Source organism: Microbacterium sp. LWO12-1.2, from assembly GCF_040675875.1.
Classification (GTDB): domain Bacteria; phylum Actinomycetota; class Actinomycetes; order Actinomycetales; family Microbacteriaceae; genus Microbacterium.
In genome coordinates this window covers 4052448-4067501 of the sequence record NZ_JBEGII010000001.1, presented here as the reverse complement: position 1 = coordinate 4067501, position 15054 = coordinate 4052448, and the positions used below count along the sequence as shown (strand labels likewise).

Annotated in this window: 13 protein-coding genes; 3 read left to right on the top strand and 10 right to left on the bottom strand. The window is 65.4% G+C overall.

Going from position 1 to position 15054, the window contains the following annotated elements; translation table 11 throughout:
* The 5 genes from MRBLWO12_RS19370 to MRBLWO12_RS19350 all read right to left on the bottom strand — a co-directional run.
* The coding region (locus MRBLWO12_RS19370) for a PfkB family carbohydrate kinase (protein WP_363558467.1) at positions 1-878 on the bottom strand (878 nt) is incomplete at its 3' end.
* Positions 872-2383 (bottom strand): glycoside hydrolase family 32 protein, encoded by a 1512-nt coding sequence (locus MRBLWO12_RS19365; protein ID WP_363558465.1) that lies wholly within the window; start codon positions 2381-2383, stop codon positions 872-874. The genes MRBLWO12_RS19370 and MRBLWO12_RS19365, both read right to left, overlap by 7 nt.
* A 37-nt stretch (positions 2384-2420) precedes the next feature.
* Positions 2421-3254: a carbohydrate ABC transporter permease gene (locus tag MRBLWO12_RS19360; protein ID WP_363558463.1), complete on the bottom strand. Its 834-nt coding sequence runs from the start codon at positions 3252-3254 to the stop codon at positions 2421-2423.
* 7 nt (positions 3255-3261) lie between these two features.
* Positions 3262-4197, bottom strand: coding sequence for a carbohydrate ABC transporter permease (locus tag MRBLWO12_RS19355; protein ID WP_363558461.1), 936 nt, complete (start codon positions 4195-4197; stop codon positions 3262-3264).
* Positions 4197-5579 carry an extracellular solute-binding protein gene (locus MRBLWO12_RS19350; protein WP_363558459.1) on the bottom strand — a complete coding sequence of 461 codons (1383 nt, stop codon included), beginning with the start codon at positions 5577-5579 and terminating at the stop codon, positions 4197-4199. Before MRBLWO12_RS19350 ends, MRBLWO12_RS19355 begins: the two co-directional genes overlap by 1 nt.
* Positions 5580-5775: 196 nt before the next feature.
* On the opposite strand from MRBLWO12_RS19350, the gene MRBLWO12_RS19345 reads away from it, so the two are divergent.
* On the top strand, positions 5776-6801 hold the full coding sequence (locus MRBLWO12_RS19345) for a LacI family DNA-binding transcriptional regulator (protein ID WP_363558457.1): 1026 nt from the start codon (positions 5776-5778) through the stop codon (positions 6799-6801).
* An 84-nt stretch (positions 6802-6885) separates the two neighbouring features.
* Here the strand turns inward: MRBLWO12_RS19345 and MRBLWO12_RS19340 are convergent, their stop codons facing one another.
* From MRBLWO12_RS19340 to MRBLWO12_RS19320, 5 genes are all read right to left on the bottom strand, one after another.
* Positions 6886-9387, bottom strand: a complete 2502-nt coding sequence (locus MRBLWO12_RS19340) for a phosphoketolase family protein (protein WP_363558455.1) — start codon at positions 9385-9387, stop codon at positions 6886-6888.
* A gap of 1 nt (position 9388) precedes the next feature.
* Positions 9389-9895 carry a DoxX family protein gene (locus tag MRBLWO12_RS19335; protein WP_363558453.1) on the bottom strand — a complete coding sequence of 169 codons (507 nt, stop codon included), beginning with the start codon at positions 9893-9895 and terminating at the stop codon, positions 9389-9391.
* A 245-nt stretch (positions 9896-10140) separates the two neighbouring features.
* Positions 10141-11025 (bottom strand): phosphotransferase, encoded by an 885-nt coding sequence (locus MRBLWO12_RS19330; RefSeq protein ID WP_363558451.1) that lies wholly within the window; start codon positions 11023-11025, stop codon positions 10141-10143.
* Between the two features lie 159 nt (positions 11026-11184).
* A complete protein-coding gene (locus MRBLWO12_RS19325; protein WP_363558449.1) occupies positions 11185-11373 on the bottom strand; it encodes a hypothetical protein in 189 nt (62 codons plus the stop codon).
* 333 nt (positions 11374-11706) lie between these two features.
* Positions 11707-12447 (bottom strand): metallophosphoesterase family protein, encoded by a 741-nt coding sequence (locus MRBLWO12_RS19320; RefSeq protein WP_363558447.1) that lies wholly within the window; start codon positions 12445-12447, stop codon positions 11707-11709.
* An 872-nt stretch (positions 12448-13319) separates the two neighbouring features.
* On the opposite strand from MRBLWO12_RS19320, the gene MRBLWO12_RS19315 reads away from it, so the two are divergent.
* Both MRBLWO12_RS19315 and MRBLWO12_RS19310 read left to right on the top strand, forming a co-directional pair.
* Positions 13320-14237 (top strand): ATP-binding cassette domain-containing protein, encoded by a 918-nt coding sequence (locus MRBLWO12_RS19315; RefSeq protein ID WP_247957580.1) that lies wholly within the window; start codon positions 13320-13322, stop codon positions 14235-14237.
* Positions 14234-15046 (top strand): ABC transporter permease, encoded by an 813-nt coding sequence (locus MRBLWO12_RS19310; RefSeq protein WP_363558445.1) that lies wholly within the window; start codon positions 14234-14236, stop codon positions 15044-15046. Before MRBLWO12_RS19315 ends, MRBLWO12_RS19310 begins: the two co-directional genes overlap by 4 nt.
* Positions 15047-15054 lie beyond the last annotated feature (8 nt).

Here is a 15054-nt window from a genome sequence, read left to right as displayed (position 1 = left end):
ACGGCGACGGCTGCGCTGGCGAGGGCGATCTCGATCACTCGCTCGAACGCCTTCAGATCCTCGTCGCCGGGGCGGAACACCTCGGCCGTGAGCACGGGCAGAAGGCCGGCGGAGACGATCCCGTAGACGAGTCCGGACATGAACGCGTCGCCGGCTCCGATCGTGTCGACCACCTGCACCGTTCTCGCGGTACTCGTGACCGGCTCGCCCGCGCCTGTGATCGCGGCGACGCACCCGTCACCACCTCTGGTCACGATGGCGAAACGGGCGCCCAGGCCGAGCACGTGCGCGAGCACGTCATCGACGGAGCGACCGGGGTAGAGCCATTCGGCATCCTCATCGCTGAGCTTCACGACCTGGGATGCGGCCATGATCGCCTCGACGCGTGCCACCGCTGCGCCTCGCGGTCCCAGCAGCGCCGGGCGGATGTTCGGGTCGTAGGTGCGCAGAGTACGACTCGTGACGGTAGCCAGCATCGCGCGCACGGCGGTGGCGCCGGGTTCGAGAGCAGCCCCGAGCGACCCGACGTGGACGATCGCGGCATCAGCCGCCTCCGCGATCGCGGCCGACTCGGAGAGGCTCCATTCGATATCGAAATCGTAGACGGCCGCACCGTCCACCCCGATCACGGCGATGGCACGTGAGGTGGGTTCCCCTGGTCGGCTGCTCGCCGCTGCCACGGCGACGCTCTCACGGGCGAGATGCTCTTCCAGCATCCGCCCGTACTCGTCGTCGCCGATCCTGGTGAGAAGTCGCGTCGGGAGCCCCAGCCGGGAGAGGCCGACTGCGATGTTCATGGGCGATCCCCCCGCATGGGGCACGCCGTCGACGACATCGACGAGGGCCTCCCCCACCACGAGGCACCGGGAGGTCAGCATTCCCACTCCGCCACATCGGCTCGTGCTCCCCGCAGGGCTCCCCCGACGGCTGCGACGGAATAGGTGCGGGGCGACGCGGAGGGGATCAGCGCGGTGAGCACCCTCTCGCCGTTCTGTGTGAACAGCTCGACGGATGACACCCGCTCGTTCAGTGCGTCGATCCAGAGGTCCCATTCGATCGCGCCCGACTGATCGAGACGCATCGACGGAGAGCCTGGAAAGCCTGACGGCATCCCTGAGCCAGGACGCTCGAGCTCGACGCGTCCGCTCGCGCGGTCCTGACGGATCACGACCCGCTCCTCGTCTGACGCCGAATCGATGCGCAGCTCCACTCCCTGCGCATCGCCGAACTCGGCTGTGAGGCGGATCCGCGCCGCACCTGAGACGCCTTCGGCGAGCTGAACACTCCCTGCCAAGGACCCGAGATCGATGCTCTCCCCGGCGCCGAACTCGATGATCGGCTCCTGTCGCAGTCGCTCGACTCCGCTCTGGTCGCGGGTGAGCGAGAGCCGACGCGGAAGAGTCATCGCACTGCGATGTCCATCAGCGTCATCGGCGGGGATGCGGCCGGCATAGTCCCAGTTGTCCATCCAGGCGATGAGCGTTCGCTCGTGCCGCGCGAGACCGTCGAAGGTGACGCCGGCGTAGCAGTCGGGCCCGAAATCGATCCAGCCGAAGGCCTCCAGCTCCTCGCGAGACTGGCTCCGGTCGTTCATCAGCTCGCGGCCGGGTGTCGGGTGGGGCGCGGTCGGGCGGAACACTGTGCCGTCGAAGTCACCGACGACGTAGTGAGTACCGGAACCGCCCGCGATGCCGCCCGGGTTCAGACTGATCAGCAGCACCCAGCGCACGTCGGCCTCGTCGCCATCGACGGCGAGCGGGAACATGTCCGGGCATTCCCAGACCCCGCCGACCGGCCCCGCCGGACCGTACGCCGACAGGAACGTCCACGTCTTGAGGTCGTCGGATCGGTGGAACAGCACCTGACGATCCTCGGCCTCGACCGCGACCATCACCCAGTACCCGTCAGCGCCGTCGTCATAGCGGAACACCTTCGGGTCACGGAAATCGCTCGTGCCGCGGTCGAGTACGGGGTTGCCCTCGTACTTCGTCCAGACGTAGCCACCGTCGGTGCTGTACGCCAGTGCCTGGGCCTGGTGTCCCGGCGCCGCGGCCGTGTAGAGCGCGACCAGCGCCGGCTCCAGAGCCGTGCCGAATCCCGAGGTGTTGCCGTGGTCCACGACCACGGAGCCTGAGAAGATCTGCGCATCGTCGTCCCACAGGATCGCCGGGGCGTGCTCCGTCCACCGCGTCAGGTCGGTGCTCGTGGCGTGGCCCCAGCTGAGGTTCGCGTGTGAGACCCCCTTCGGGTTGCACTGGAAGTACAGATGGTAGAGCCCATCGTGGAACACGAGTCCGTTCGGGTCGTTCATCCAGTTGTTGCGGGGGGCGAAGTGCATGCGCGGATGGGCGATGCGGACCGGGGGAAGATCAGTGGTTGTCACCGGAGCAGTCGTCTTTCTACTGTGGTGCGGGTGTCGATCACTTGCCGACGCCCGCCGTGAGTCCCTCGCGCAGCGGCTTCTGCCCGAAGAAGAACACCAGGAGGGCGGGGATCATGGACAGGATCACTCCGGCGAGCACCGTCGAGATGCTGCCGGTGCCGAGGTTCCCCTGCAGTGTCACGAGACCGAGCGGCAACGTGAAGTTCTGATCGCTGATGGTCATGATCAGCGGTCGGAAGAACTCGTTCCAGTGATAGTTGAAGGCGAGGATGCCGACGATCGCGAGGGCCGGCGTCGCCAGCGGCAGGTACACGCCGAAGAACGTGCGCCACGGCCCCGCGCCGTCGAGCTGCGCGGCTTCCCCCAGTTCCGTCGGGATCCCCATGAAGTACTGCCGCATCAGGAACGTGCCGAATGCGGTGGGCAAGGCGGGCACGATGAGCGCCAGAAGGGTGTCGGCGAGACCCATGCCCCTCACCAGCATGAACACCGGCACGATCGTGACCTGCAACGGGACCATCATGGTCGCGAGGATCAGAGCGAACAGGAGCTTCTTGCTGCGGAACTCGAACTTGGCGAAGACGTAGCCCGCCATCGCTGCAGAGAGCATCTGCCCCGCGGCGACGAGCATCACCACGAGCGCGCTGTTCCAGGCGTACAGCCAGAGCGGGATCTTGGTGAAGACGTCGGCGAACGCACCGAATCCGACGGTGACTTCTTGAGTGACGCTGTCGGTGGGCGAGAGCGCCGTGACGAAGGTCCAGACGACGGGCCCGAGAGTGAGGAAGGCCGCCAATCCGAGGATGACGAACTTGCCGCCTGTGCCGAGGGTCTGGGCCCACGAGCGCTTCGTGATGATTGTCGTAGTCATGATGGCCTCACCCGTAGAAGACGAATCGGCGGCTCAGCCGGAACTGGATGGCCGTGACGAGCATGATGAGAAGAGTCAGCACGATTCCGATGGCGGAGGCACCACCGAAGTCGAGCTCCCGGAAGGCGGACTCGTAGATCACCATCACTGCGGTTCGGGTCTCATCACCGGGTCCGCCCCGCGTGAGCACCCACGGCTGATCGAAGATCTGCAGCGCGTTGATGATCGCCATGACCGACGCGACCAGCAGGGTCGGACTCACCAGGGGCAGCGTGATCATGCGGAACTGCGTCCACCCGGCCGCGCCGTCGAGCGACGATGCCTCGTACACCTCGCTCGGGATCGCGGCGAGCCCTCCGATGAAGAGCAGGAACGTGAAGCCGAAGTTCTGCCACACGTAGACCAGCAGCACCACGACCTTCGCCCCGAGCCCGGTCGTCAGCCACCCGACGTCGGCGATGCCGATCAGGTTGAGCGTCTGGTTCACGAGCCCGAACTCCTGATTGAACAGGTAGGCCATGATCAGCGAGACCGATGCGGCCGACAGGATCAGCGGGAAGAACAGCGACGACCGGAAGAAGGTGCGCAGCCACGTCGGCATCTTCGATTGCACGAGGATGGCGAGCACCAGCGCGACCGTGAGTTGCAGGATGACCGCGACGATGACGAAGCCGATGGTGTTCAGGAACGACACGCGCACGGTCGGGTTCATCGCGAGGTCGACGAAGTTGTCGACACCGACGAACACCGGATCGGAGATGATGTCCCAGCGGAAGAACGCGAGGACGAACGATCCGACGATCGGCACGAGGTTGAACAGCCCCAGGCCGATCAGAGTGGGGGCCAGGAAGATCCACACGATGGCGCGCCCGGATCGAGCGGTGGTGCCGGTCTCGCCGCGTGCACCCGGCGGGACGGTGAGGGTTGCAGTGCTCTCCGACATCATCGTCCTCCCAGCGCGATCTCGAGATCTCGCTGCATCGTCTCCAGGCCCCGGCGTACGCCGGACGGACCGTTGGTGATGGTCGACACCACGTTCTTGAGCAGGGCGGACTCGACAGCGGCCTGCTGCGGCGGGGCCGGCATCGGCCCGGTGTCGGGGAACTTGTCGAGGGTGTCGTAGAAGACCTCCCAGTGGGCGGGTCCCACCCCCGCGCCGTACAGCTCGGCGTTGAGCGAGCGTCGAGGCAGCGAGGAGTCCGGTCGCGGATGGGCGATCGTCATCCCCTCGACCGAGACGCAGTACTTGAGCCATTCCCAGGCCTCGTCCTTGCGCGGAGAGGTCTCCATGATCGCGTAGCCGCCCGCGCCGAACTGATGCCGCTGCCCCGACATCCGTGGGAAGTAGGTGACGTCATAGGCGTCGTTCGCGACGCCTGCCTCTTCGAGGCCGCGCACCCAGAATCCGCCCGCGGGTGTCATCCCCACCGAACCGGTCGAGAACAGCGAGACCAGCTCGTTTCCGCCGCCCTGCGCGGGGTTCGCCGCAAGACCCTCCGAGACCATGCGCTCCAGCACGGAGAAGCTCTCGACGGCATGCTCGTTCAGTGCGTCGGCCTGCTTCCACACGTAGCCTCCGCTGCGGGACGGCTGGCCGGGGTAGAAGCGATCCCAGAACCAATCGCCTCCGCCTGCTTTCTCTTCGCGCAGGAAGCTGGTGTTGTTGACGTAGAGCCACGGCACGACGCCACCCCAGAGCCGGTTGTTCCAGAAATACGGGAGGAACTGCTCGGGGGCGCTCTTCTTCATCGAGCGGGCCGTGGTGAGGAAATCCTCCAGAGTCCAGTTGTCGGCGGGGCGTTCGAGGCCTGCGCGCTCCATGGCCTGGGTGCTGTAGAAGACGTTCGCCGCATTGAAGTTGTCGGGCATCTGGAACAGGCTGCCCTGGTACATGAACGCCTCGATGAGCGTCGGATTCACGTCATCGAAGTACTCCTGCATCTCGGCGGCATCCCTGCGCACGAAGTCATCGAGCGGATGCGCGAGGCGAGAGGCGAAGAGCTGCGCGCCCTCCGTCGCAACCGTGACGACATCCGGAGGCGTGCCCGCCGCGATCATGGTCAGGATCTTCGCGAAGTACTCACTCCAGTCCTGACCCTGGATGGCGACGATGCGCACCTCGATGCCGGGGTGCGTGCGCTGGAACCCCTCGATCAACGACTGGCGAGCCACGGCATCCTGCGCGGTGCCGAAGAGGGCGACCGTCAGGACATCCTTGCCGCGCCCGGGGATGTCAGCCCCGGTGAGCCGTGGCCATGAGACCACGGTGCCCACGATGCCCAGTCCGATCGCGCCGAACAAGGCCCTGCGAGTGAGATCAACCACGATGTTCTCTCCTGTTTTCCGTGACTCCACGGTCGATGGCGCGGAGCCCACCGTGAAGCTAAATTGATTCAGCATCGCCGAGGTTAGCATCGCGAAATCGAACCCGCAACGATTTTGCTAAATCAATTCATCAACGATGGTTCCGCGGTCGAGCGCCCACTGCCTAAGCTGGGATCGTCGCGATGGGAGGAAGTCGATGCCGAAGAACGTGGATCGCAGGCCGACGCTCGCCGACGTGGCCGCACGCTCGGGCATGTCGAAGGCCGCCGTCAGCATGATCCTCAACGATCGACCGGGCTCACGCCTCTCCGCTGATGCCGCACGGCGGGTCAGAGCAGCCGCTGAGGAACTCGGCTACCGGCCGAACCCGGCGGCCCAGAGCCTACGACTCGGGAAGACGAAGACCCTCGGCTTCATCTCCGACCAGATCACCGTGACCCGCTACGCATCCGAGATGATCCGCGGACTTCTCTCCGCAGCGAAGGAACACGGCCACACCGTTCTCATCGCCGAGACGGAGGGGGACGACGCCACCATCTCCGATGAGATCCAGGCGATGATCGACCGCCGGGTCGACGGCATCCTGATCGGACTCCTCGGCGCACGCATGATCGAGGTTCCCCAGACTCCGCACGACGTGCCCGTCGTGATCGTGAACGGAACGTCGACGGCCGGGCATCCTTCCGTGCTGCCGGACGAGCGCACGGCGGGTCATGCGATGGCGCACCTGCTCACCGAGGCCGGACATCGTCTGATCGGCGTGATCGGCAACAACCCGCGCGCGGTGTCGTCCCCGCTCCACTCGGTCACCATCGGGTCGCGGTTCGAAGGGATCCATGCTGCCTTCGCCGAGGCGGGCGTTCAGCCATTCGTCGTCGATGTTCCCGAATGGAATCCCGACATCGGCTACGACTTCACCCTGCAGATGCTCGACGCGCATCCCGAGATCACGGCGATCCTGGCGGGCAACGACGGCGTCGCGTTCGGGGTGTACCAGGCGATCGCGGAGCGCGGCCTCACCGTCCCGAACGACATCTCCGTCGCATCCTTCGACGACGAGGAACTCGCGAGCTTCCAACGTCCCGGCCTCACCACCGCGCGTCTCCCCTACGACGTGATGGGGCGCACCGCCGTGGAGATGCTGCTCGGCGAACACCCTCTGGGAGCGGTGCTGATCCCGATGCCGGTCATCGTCCGGTCGTCGATACGCGACCTGAGCTGAACGCCCGATCGCACCGGAGTCGTGCGGTGTGCGGATCCACGGCGCGGAGGCGACAGCCGGACTGCCGGCCCGGGGCCGTTCGTCTCACTGAGGTTCGCTGCCCGTGTTCGGGCCTCCGACGCCGGTGTTCACTTCGCGCGCGTGCGACTCCGGACCCGCCGTCCACGTCCAATCGGCCACCTCGGGGATGTCCTCACCGTGTTCCCGCGTGTAGGCGCGGGCGCGCACTCGGGAGTCCTGCATGCGCTGGCGAAGCCCGGAGTATCGTTCGCCGAGTCCGGGGACGCGATCGAGGACGTCGATGACGAGGCGATAGCGGTCGATGTCGTTGAGCATGACCATGTCGAAGGGTGTGGTCGTCGTGCCTTCCTCCTTGTATCCGCGAACGTGCAGGTCAGCGTGCCCCGCCCGCCGGTAGGTCAGCCGGTGGATCAGCCAGGGATAGCCGTGGTAGGCGAAGATGACCGGTCGATCGGTCGTGAAGATGGCATCGTATTCGCGGTCGCTCATCCCGTGCGGGTGTTCGCCCTCGCTGACGAGGCGCATCAGATCGACGACGTTGACGACTCTGACCTTGAGGTCGGGGATCGCCTCGCGCAGCAGGGACGCCGCGGCCAGCACTTCGAGCGTCGGCACGTCACCGGCGCAGCCGAGCACCACGTCGGGCTTCTCGCCGGCGACTTCGGTTCCGGCCCACTCGAAGATGCCGACACCCCGGGTCATGTGTTCGACGGCACGGTCCATGCTGAGCCAGTTGAACGTGGGTTGCTTGCCCGCCACGACGACGTTGACGTAGTCGACGCTGCGTAGGCAGTGGTCGTACGCGGAGAGCAGCGTGTTGGCATCGAAAGGCAGATACACACGCACCACGTCGGCCTTCTTGTTCACCACGTGGTCGATGAAGCCGGGGTCCTGATGGGACGTGCCGTTATGGTCTTGCCGCCACACGTGTGACGACAGCAGGTAGTTGAGCGAGGCGATCGGGCGGCGCCACGGGATCTCCTTGCTCGTCTTCAGCCACTTGGCGTGCTGATTGAACATCGAGCCGACGATGTGCACGAACGCCTCGTACGTGTTGAAGAGGCCGTGACGCCCGGTCAACAGATATCCCTCCAGCCACCCTTCGCACTGGTGCTCGCTGAGCATCTCCATGACTCGACCGGCACGGGCCAGATGCTCGTCGGAGGGCAGGTAGTCGGCATTCCACTGCTTGTCGGTGACCTCGAGCACGGCCCCGAGGCGATTCGACGCCGTCTCGTCGGGTCCGAAGATGCGGAAGTTGTCGGGGTTGGCCCGGATGACATCCGTCAGCCACCCGCCGAGCACACGCGTGGCCTCGTTCACCGTCGCGCCGGGAGCAGGGACGTCGACCGCATAGTCGCGGAAGTCCGGGAGCACGAGATCGCGTCGAAGGACACCGCCGTTCGCGACCGGGTTCGCGCTCATCCGCAGATCCCCCGAAGGAGCGAGGTCGGTGATCAGCGCCACCGGTGCGCCGAACTCGTCGAACAGTTCCTCCGGCCGGTAGGACCGGAGCCATCCGTCGAGAACCTCGAGGTGCTCCGGTGTGTCGCGCGCGCTGGCGAGCGGCACCTGGTGAGAGCGCCAGTTGTTCTCCGCCGGCAGCCCGTCGATCTCGGTCGGGCAGGTCCAGCCCTTCGGAGTGCGCAGGATGATCATCGGCCACGCGGGCCGCTCCTGCAGGGTCCCCGCCGCAGCCCACGCCTTGATCTCCGCGATCTGGTTAAGTGCCGCGTCGAGCGTCTCCGCCATTCGGCGATGCACAGCCATCGGATCCTCGCCGTCGAAGCCGCCCGACACGAGGTAGGGCGTGTGTCCGTAGCCGCGCATGAGGCTCAGGAGCTCTTCCTCGGGAATCCGCGCCAGCACCGTCGGGTTCGCGATCTTGTATCCGTTCAGGTGCAGGATCGGCAGCACCACCCCATCCGTCAGCGGATTGAGGAACTTGTTGGAATGCCAACTGGTCGCCAGCGGCCCTGTCTCCGCTTCCCCATCGCCGATCACCGCGGCCACGAGCAGGTCGGGGTTGTCGAAGGCGGCACCGTAGGCGTGGGAGAGGGCGTAGCCGAGCTCACCACCCTCGTGGATCGAGCCGGGCGTATCCGCCGATGCATGGCTGGGGATGCCGCCGGGGAACGAGAACTGGCGGAAGAGCTTCCGCATGCCGTCCGCGCTCTGATCGATGTCGGAGTAGAGCTCGGAGTAGGTGCCGTCCAGGTAGGTGTTGGCGACCATGCCTGGTCCGCCGTGTCCGGGGCCGGTGATGTAGATGGTGCTGATCTCTCGCTCCCTGATCACCCGGTTCAGGTGCGCGTAGAGGAAGTTGAGCCCGGGAGTCGTTCCCCAGTGACCGAGGAGTCGGGGCTTGATGTGCTCTCGCGTGAGCGGATCGAGGAGGAGGGGGTTGTCGAGCAGATAGATCTGCCCGACGGAGAGGTAGTTCGCTGCGCGCCACCAGGCGTCGAGGTGCGCGAACGTCTCATCGCCGAGTTCGCGGTCTTCGCGAAACGAGAACGCTGCGGTTCCGCGATCGGTGATGGATGCGGTCGGTTCGTGGGCGCTCATGTCAGACGAGCCAACGGTTGTGCTGAACGATGTGGAGCGCCCTCCACTGGCGACCGAAGCCCCACGTGTCTCCGGCCGCGAGGACCGCGATGACGATCAGGGCGAGCGCGTAGATGATGTGGTAATCGACCAGCGGGTTCGTCGACGCTGCGTTGGCACCGAAGGGCCACTCCGCGAGGTACATGGCGAGCATGAGGATCGTGCCCACGACAGCGCTGACGCGAAGCCCCACGCCGAGGAGCACGGCCACACCGATCGCGAGCATCGCGACCATGAAGAGCACATCGCTCACCGGGCTGGCGATCGACGCGAAGAACGGCTTCAGCGGACCGATGACGGAGTCGCTGTTGAGGAAGCCCTGGCTCGGTGTGCCACCGGATATCCAGGCCCGTTCCGGCGGCGTCGAATAGCCGAGGCCGAACGTCTTGTCCAGGAAGGCCCAGAAGAAGATGAAGCCGGTGGCCAGCCTCAGCACCGCGAGCCATCGTCGCCCGCTCGCGGTTGTCACGACGCGCGTCTCGTCTCCCTTCGCGGCCGGGGAGGATTCAGTCGATCGCGCGGGGGGAGTCTGCAGAGCAGTCATGGGAATCCTTCGCATAGTGCCGCAGACGAGATGCCGCGACGAGATACTCCCCACCATCCGATGCCCGCGCACTCACGGCCAGGGTCGAAGGTCCCGGCGTGCGCGATGTGACGCCGCGGGCGCCAGCCTTCACCGATCGCTGGCGGGAGGCACGGAAAAGCGCGTCGTCCTCATCCCGCCATCAGGCTGGCCACGTCGCTCAGCACGGCATCACGTGAGCGCCCATATTTGGTGAGCATCTCTTCGGGAGAGCTGATGAGGGCCTTCCACAACGCCCAGGCAGCTCCTCGTAGCCAGGCATCCTCCGGCAGCTCAAGCCGGTCGTGCAGTCGATCCCGTTCGCGAGAACTGCAACTCAACCACGCGAAGGCCAGGTCGCTGGCGGGATCACCGACGCACGTCTGTCCGAAGTCGATGAGCGCCGTCAATTGGCCGCTGCCATCGAACAACATGTTCCCTGGCGCGACATCGCCATGGACCCACACCGGCGGCTCGGTCCACACCGTGGTGACGGCCGCATCCCAGAGTGCCCGGCATCCCTCAGCGTGGCGCCCGGCCAGGAGGGGGAGCCGGCCCTGCACGTCCTCGCCAACCGCGCTGATGTGGCAGCCGCGGTAGGCAGATGCGCTTCCCGCCCAGGGGCCTCCGACCGTGTCGCAGGCCTGCAACTCCCTCAGGGCGTCGCCCACGCTACTGATGACGTTCTCTCGCTCGCGCGTTTCCACCGAGGTCAACGTATGCCCCTCAATCCACTCGCGAACGGACCAAGGTCGGTTGAACACCGCCGAGGGGGCCCCTGTCGCCACCACGCGGGGGATCGCGACGCGAAAGCGGGAGCCGAGGATCGCGAGGGTGTGCTCTTCCCGGACGAGGCCGGCGACGTAGCCGTCAGCGCTCGGGAGGCGCACAGTCAGTCGGTCACCCAGCCGGAAGGTGCGGTTGTCCCACCCCTGAACCTCCACCGGGCGGATCGGCAACTCCGCCCACTGAGGGAACTGCTCCGATACGACGGAACGAACCAACGAAGAAGTGATCTCTTCGGATGCGGCAGCCATCGGGCCAGCATAGGAGACGGCCCCCGTGTCCGATCTCACGAGAGTTGTCGGTTGGTGAGACACAGCTTCCCGGAACGACGGGCGAGTGGTGCGCTGCTGATAGTGCTGCCGGAATCGATCACTTTCGGCAGATGGGCTGACCGCGCAATCTACCGTTTGTCACGCGAACAGTGTGGCAATTCCCGCGACGCAGCTCTGGACTCCCCACACGACCAAGAACCCGGTCGCCACAGCCTGAAGCACGGTCATGATCCGGGGTCGATTCGCGATCGCCGGGACCTTCGCGACGAGCGCGGCGACGAGAGCGAGCCACCCGAGAAGCATCGCAACATGGACGGCGGCGACCACAGGACGAGTCGGGTGGGATGTGTGGCACTCCGGGGAGAGCCGCCCTTCTTCCGCCCCCGCCACGACTTGAGGAGGGGCAAGGTGCCGAAGCCGATCAGCAATAGACCGCCGATGATCTCAAACCACGCGCGGATCAGCTCGTTGGCCGCGACGAAATGCCCCACTCGCTCAGTCCGGCCACAGCCGCGATCAGAGCGATACCGATCGATGTGCCTATCCCGACGCGCAGACCTGCCGTGCGGTCACCGCCTGCAGCGCCGCTGAGGGTAAGTGCAAAGCTCGCACCCGGCGAGAGAACGAAGGGTAGGAGGAGAAGAACCGCCGCGAGGACGGTCATAGATCCTTTGGTGTGAGGTAGTGAAACACCGTCCTGACGTTCTGCCGGTCAATCGAGTGGAGCGCGAACCCTGGCATGGCGTCGAAATCTGCGATGGGGTTCGTCCGGCTGCCGAGACGCATCGTGGACACGATGCCGGGGCTACCCAGAACTGGTACTCCCGCAAACATCGCTGTGAACGCGGCGTGCACGTGGCCCGTGAAGACAGCGATCACTGCCGGAGACTCCCGGATGAGCAGCTCCAGGTCTTGCGGGTTCGCGAGTGCGAAGTGCTCGTCCACGATGTGATGCCCGATGGGAACCGGCGGGTGGTGCAACATGAGAACCACGGGCCCGGAAGCCTCACGAATCGCGTCGCGAGCGAAGCCCATAGTGGCCCCAGTGAGAAGTCCGTCATCACGACCGTCGATGTGCGAGTCCAGCCCGATGATGGTCGCACCATCGAGCTGCAGAATGGCGTTGGGTTGCGACGACATTCCCGCCGATGTCAGCGCAGCGGACAGCGGTTCGGAGAGATCATGATTGCCGGCCCCCACCAGTACCGGCAGGTCGGGCGGAAGGTGCGCGAAGAAACTCTCGTACTCTTCCACCAGCCCGTGGTCCGCAAGGTCGCCGCTGACAACAAGCGCGTCGACGGCCGGAAGGCCCTTGACCTGACGCAGAACAGCCGCGAAGCGTGGCTCCCGATCACTCGAAAGATCAAGGTGCGGATCGCTGAGATGCGCGATCGTCAACATCAGTAGTCACCTCTCGTTGGACGGCCACCGGTGTCGGGTACCAGACCACCCGCTAGCGCTCTCTTCTTCGTCCTAGAAGTCTGCGAACGGCCCGAGACGCCAGCCATCGACGCCGCCAGAGGCCCTCAGCGATACTCGGCCGTCAGGGGCTTTATCGGCGGCCGTCTCAGGTCGGTGTGAGGCCAGTCGCCGCAAACGATGGGTGCGGCCGGGAGATGGCGCCACCGCGATCAGACAGGCTTCCTGAGACTCCGTCACTTTCGTGAGGCGCTCCGACAGCGTCCGTGCGGCTCCGGCAACTTCGTGAGATCGGACATGTTGTCCGATCTCACTGGATCTGTCATGACGTGAGACAGCGCAACCGCGAGATCATGCGAAAGCGGGGACGCCCCATCTAGTCATCTGTCTCACGAGAGTTGGCAAAAGTGGCGCGAACGTTCTTTGCTGGGCGGGCGCCGTCTGGGCCTTGGTCGCTTAGCGACGCTGGCGAGTCTCGGCCACTGCTGACGACATCGAGACTGCGACGGCTGAGAACGCCATCGCGGAACGCATCAGGCATTTCGCCGACCTCGGGCTCCTCGATGCCGAAGACCCGCGACGCACGACGGGCCACTTCTTCGCGCTCACCGCGCTTCTGGCGTTCAGCGAACAGCCGAACCTGCTTGCGGTAAACCGAGAGCGGCTCCGCCCCACCATGATCGACGGCATCAGGGCATTTGTCGGCGCCTACGGGGTGCGTTGGCTCGCGCACCTTCGTGCCCAGCGAGCCTCAGTCGACTGTGACATGAGGATGCCGGAGGGGTACCACGGGAGGTAGTGCGCGGTACCGCAGTGAGATGTCGAGCGAACAGGAAGAGAACAGGATTGATGACATGATCACCAGTCACCACCTCACCAAAAGGTACGGCGAAAAGACCGTCGTCGATAACCTCACCTTCACCGTTCGTCCGGGCGTCGTCACGGGCTTCCTCGGGCCCAACGGAGCGGGCAAATCCACCACTATGCGCATGCTCGTCGGTCTCGACCGACCCACAGATGGTCGCATCACCGTCGGCGGACGCCGGTATCAAGACCTTCCCGACCCAATTCGCCACCTTGGCGTGATGCTCGACGCGAGGGCGGTGAATCCCGGGCGCACCGCCCTCAACCATCTCCTCGTCGTCGCCGAGACACATAACATCGCCCGCGCAAGGGCAATCGAGGTCCTCGAGATGGTGGGCCTCGGAGCCGTCGCAAACAAACGAGCGGGTGGGTTCTCGTTGGGCATGAGCCAACGGCTCGGCATCGCCACGGCTCTTCTGGGGGACCCGGCCACTCTCGTGCTCGACGAACCGGTCAACGGCCTCGATCCAGATGGGGTGCTCTGGCTCCGTCATCTCCTGGTACGACTTGCCGCTGAGGGGCGAACCGTGTTTCTTTCCTCACATCTAATGAGCGAGCTCTCCTTGATCGCGAAGGACCTCGTCGTGATCGGGCAAGGCCGCCTGCTCGCGGCGGGAACCGTCGAAGATGTCATCGAGTCGGTGGCGCCGGAGACCACACGCGTCGTGAGTCCTGATGCGTCGCGTCTCGCTGATGTGATCCAACGATCCGGGGTCGAGGTTCGACGGTCAGGTGAGGACACTCTCTTCATCAGCGGCTTCTCGGCGCGGGAAGTCGGCCATATCGCGGCAGGTCAGGGAGCCACGCTGTACGCCCTATCCGCAGAAAGGGCGTCACTCGAGGAGGCATTCATGCAGATCACCCGAAACGCGGTCGAGTACTCGTCCCAGGAGGAGGCCGCAGCATGATGACCGCAGTCACCGTCCCAACCTTTTCCGCAGCGCGTGACCGCGAGCGCATCACCGGCGTCGGACTACTGCGGTCTGAATGGCGCAAACTATGGACAATTCGATCGCTCTGGGTGACGTTGGCGGCCGCCTTCGCGCTGACGATCGGGCTCTGTTCCTACATGATCATCGACGGCACGACCCTGGGAGGTGCCGACGCAGGACACATCCCGTTCGGCTGGACAGGTATCTATCCGGCCGGAATGCTTGTGCTTGTCGTTTTTGGCGTACTCAGCGTTACCACCGAATATGCAAGCGGCTCGATCCGCACGAGTCTGACCACCGCGCCCCGCCGCACAGGCGTGATGCTTGCGAAAGCTGCAGTCGTCACCGGGATCTCCACAGTCCTCGCCTTCGCCACCACCGTCCTCCTCTATCTGCTGCTCCAGGCGATGGGGACGGTTCCATCGGCCGTGGGGATGTCTCTCTTCGCTCCGGAGATGTGGTGGGGAGTGCTTGGCGGCACGCTCATGTTGCCTTACGGGGCTTTGTTCGGCGTGCTGCTGGGGTGGCTATTGCGCAACGCTGCGGGAGCGATCTGCCTGTACTTCGGCCTGTTCCAAATGGGACCCCAAATCCTGCCGGCGTTCCTCCCCGAGCCCTTGTCCAGCATTACCGACTACATGCCGCTTGCAGCGATCAACATCATGCGATCCGGTGGGATGAGCACGGAACCGTACGGGGCCGCTACGGCGATCATCATCCTCTTGACGTGGTTGACTGCCCTCGGCGGCCTGGCATGGTGGCGCTTGAAGAAGTTCGACGGCTAAGCGGAGGG

Excerpts from the sequence above, each read along its gene's own strand:
- MRBLWO12_RS19345 (WP_363558457.1), top strand. The coding sequence starts at position 5,776 with ATGCCGAAGAACGTGGATCGCAGGCCGACGCTCGCCGACGTGGCCGCA.
- MRBLWO12_RS19360 (WP_363558463.1), bottom strand. The coding sequence starts at position 3,254 with ATGACTACGACAATCATCACGAAGCGCTCGTGGGCCCAGACCCTCGGC.
- MRBLWO12_RS19330 (WP_363558451.1), bottom strand. The coding sequence starts at position 11,025 with ATGGCTGCCGCATCCGAAGAGATCACTTCTTCGTTGGTTCGTTCCGTC.
- MRBLWO12_RS19310 (WP_363558445.1), top strand. The coding sequence starts at position 14,234 with ATGATGACCGCAGTCACCGTCCCAACCTTTTCCGCAGCGCGTGACCGC.
- MRBLWO12_RS19320 (WP_363558447.1), bottom strand. The coding sequence starts at position 12,447 with ATGTTGACGATCGCGCATCTCAGCGATCCGCACCTTGATCTTTCGAGT.
- MRBLWO12_RS19355 (WP_363558461.1), bottom strand. The coding sequence starts at position 4,197 with ATGTCGGAGAGCACTGCAACCCTCACCGTCCCGCCGGGTGCACGCGGC.
- MRBLWO12_RS19315 (WP_247957580.1), top strand. The coding sequence starts at position 13,320 with ATGATCACCAGTCACCACCTCACCAAAAGGTACGGCGAAAAGACCGTC.
- MRBLWO12_RS19340 (WP_363558455.1), bottom strand. The coding sequence starts at position 9,387 with ATGAGCGCCCACGAACCGACCGCATCCATCACCGATCGCGGAACCGCA.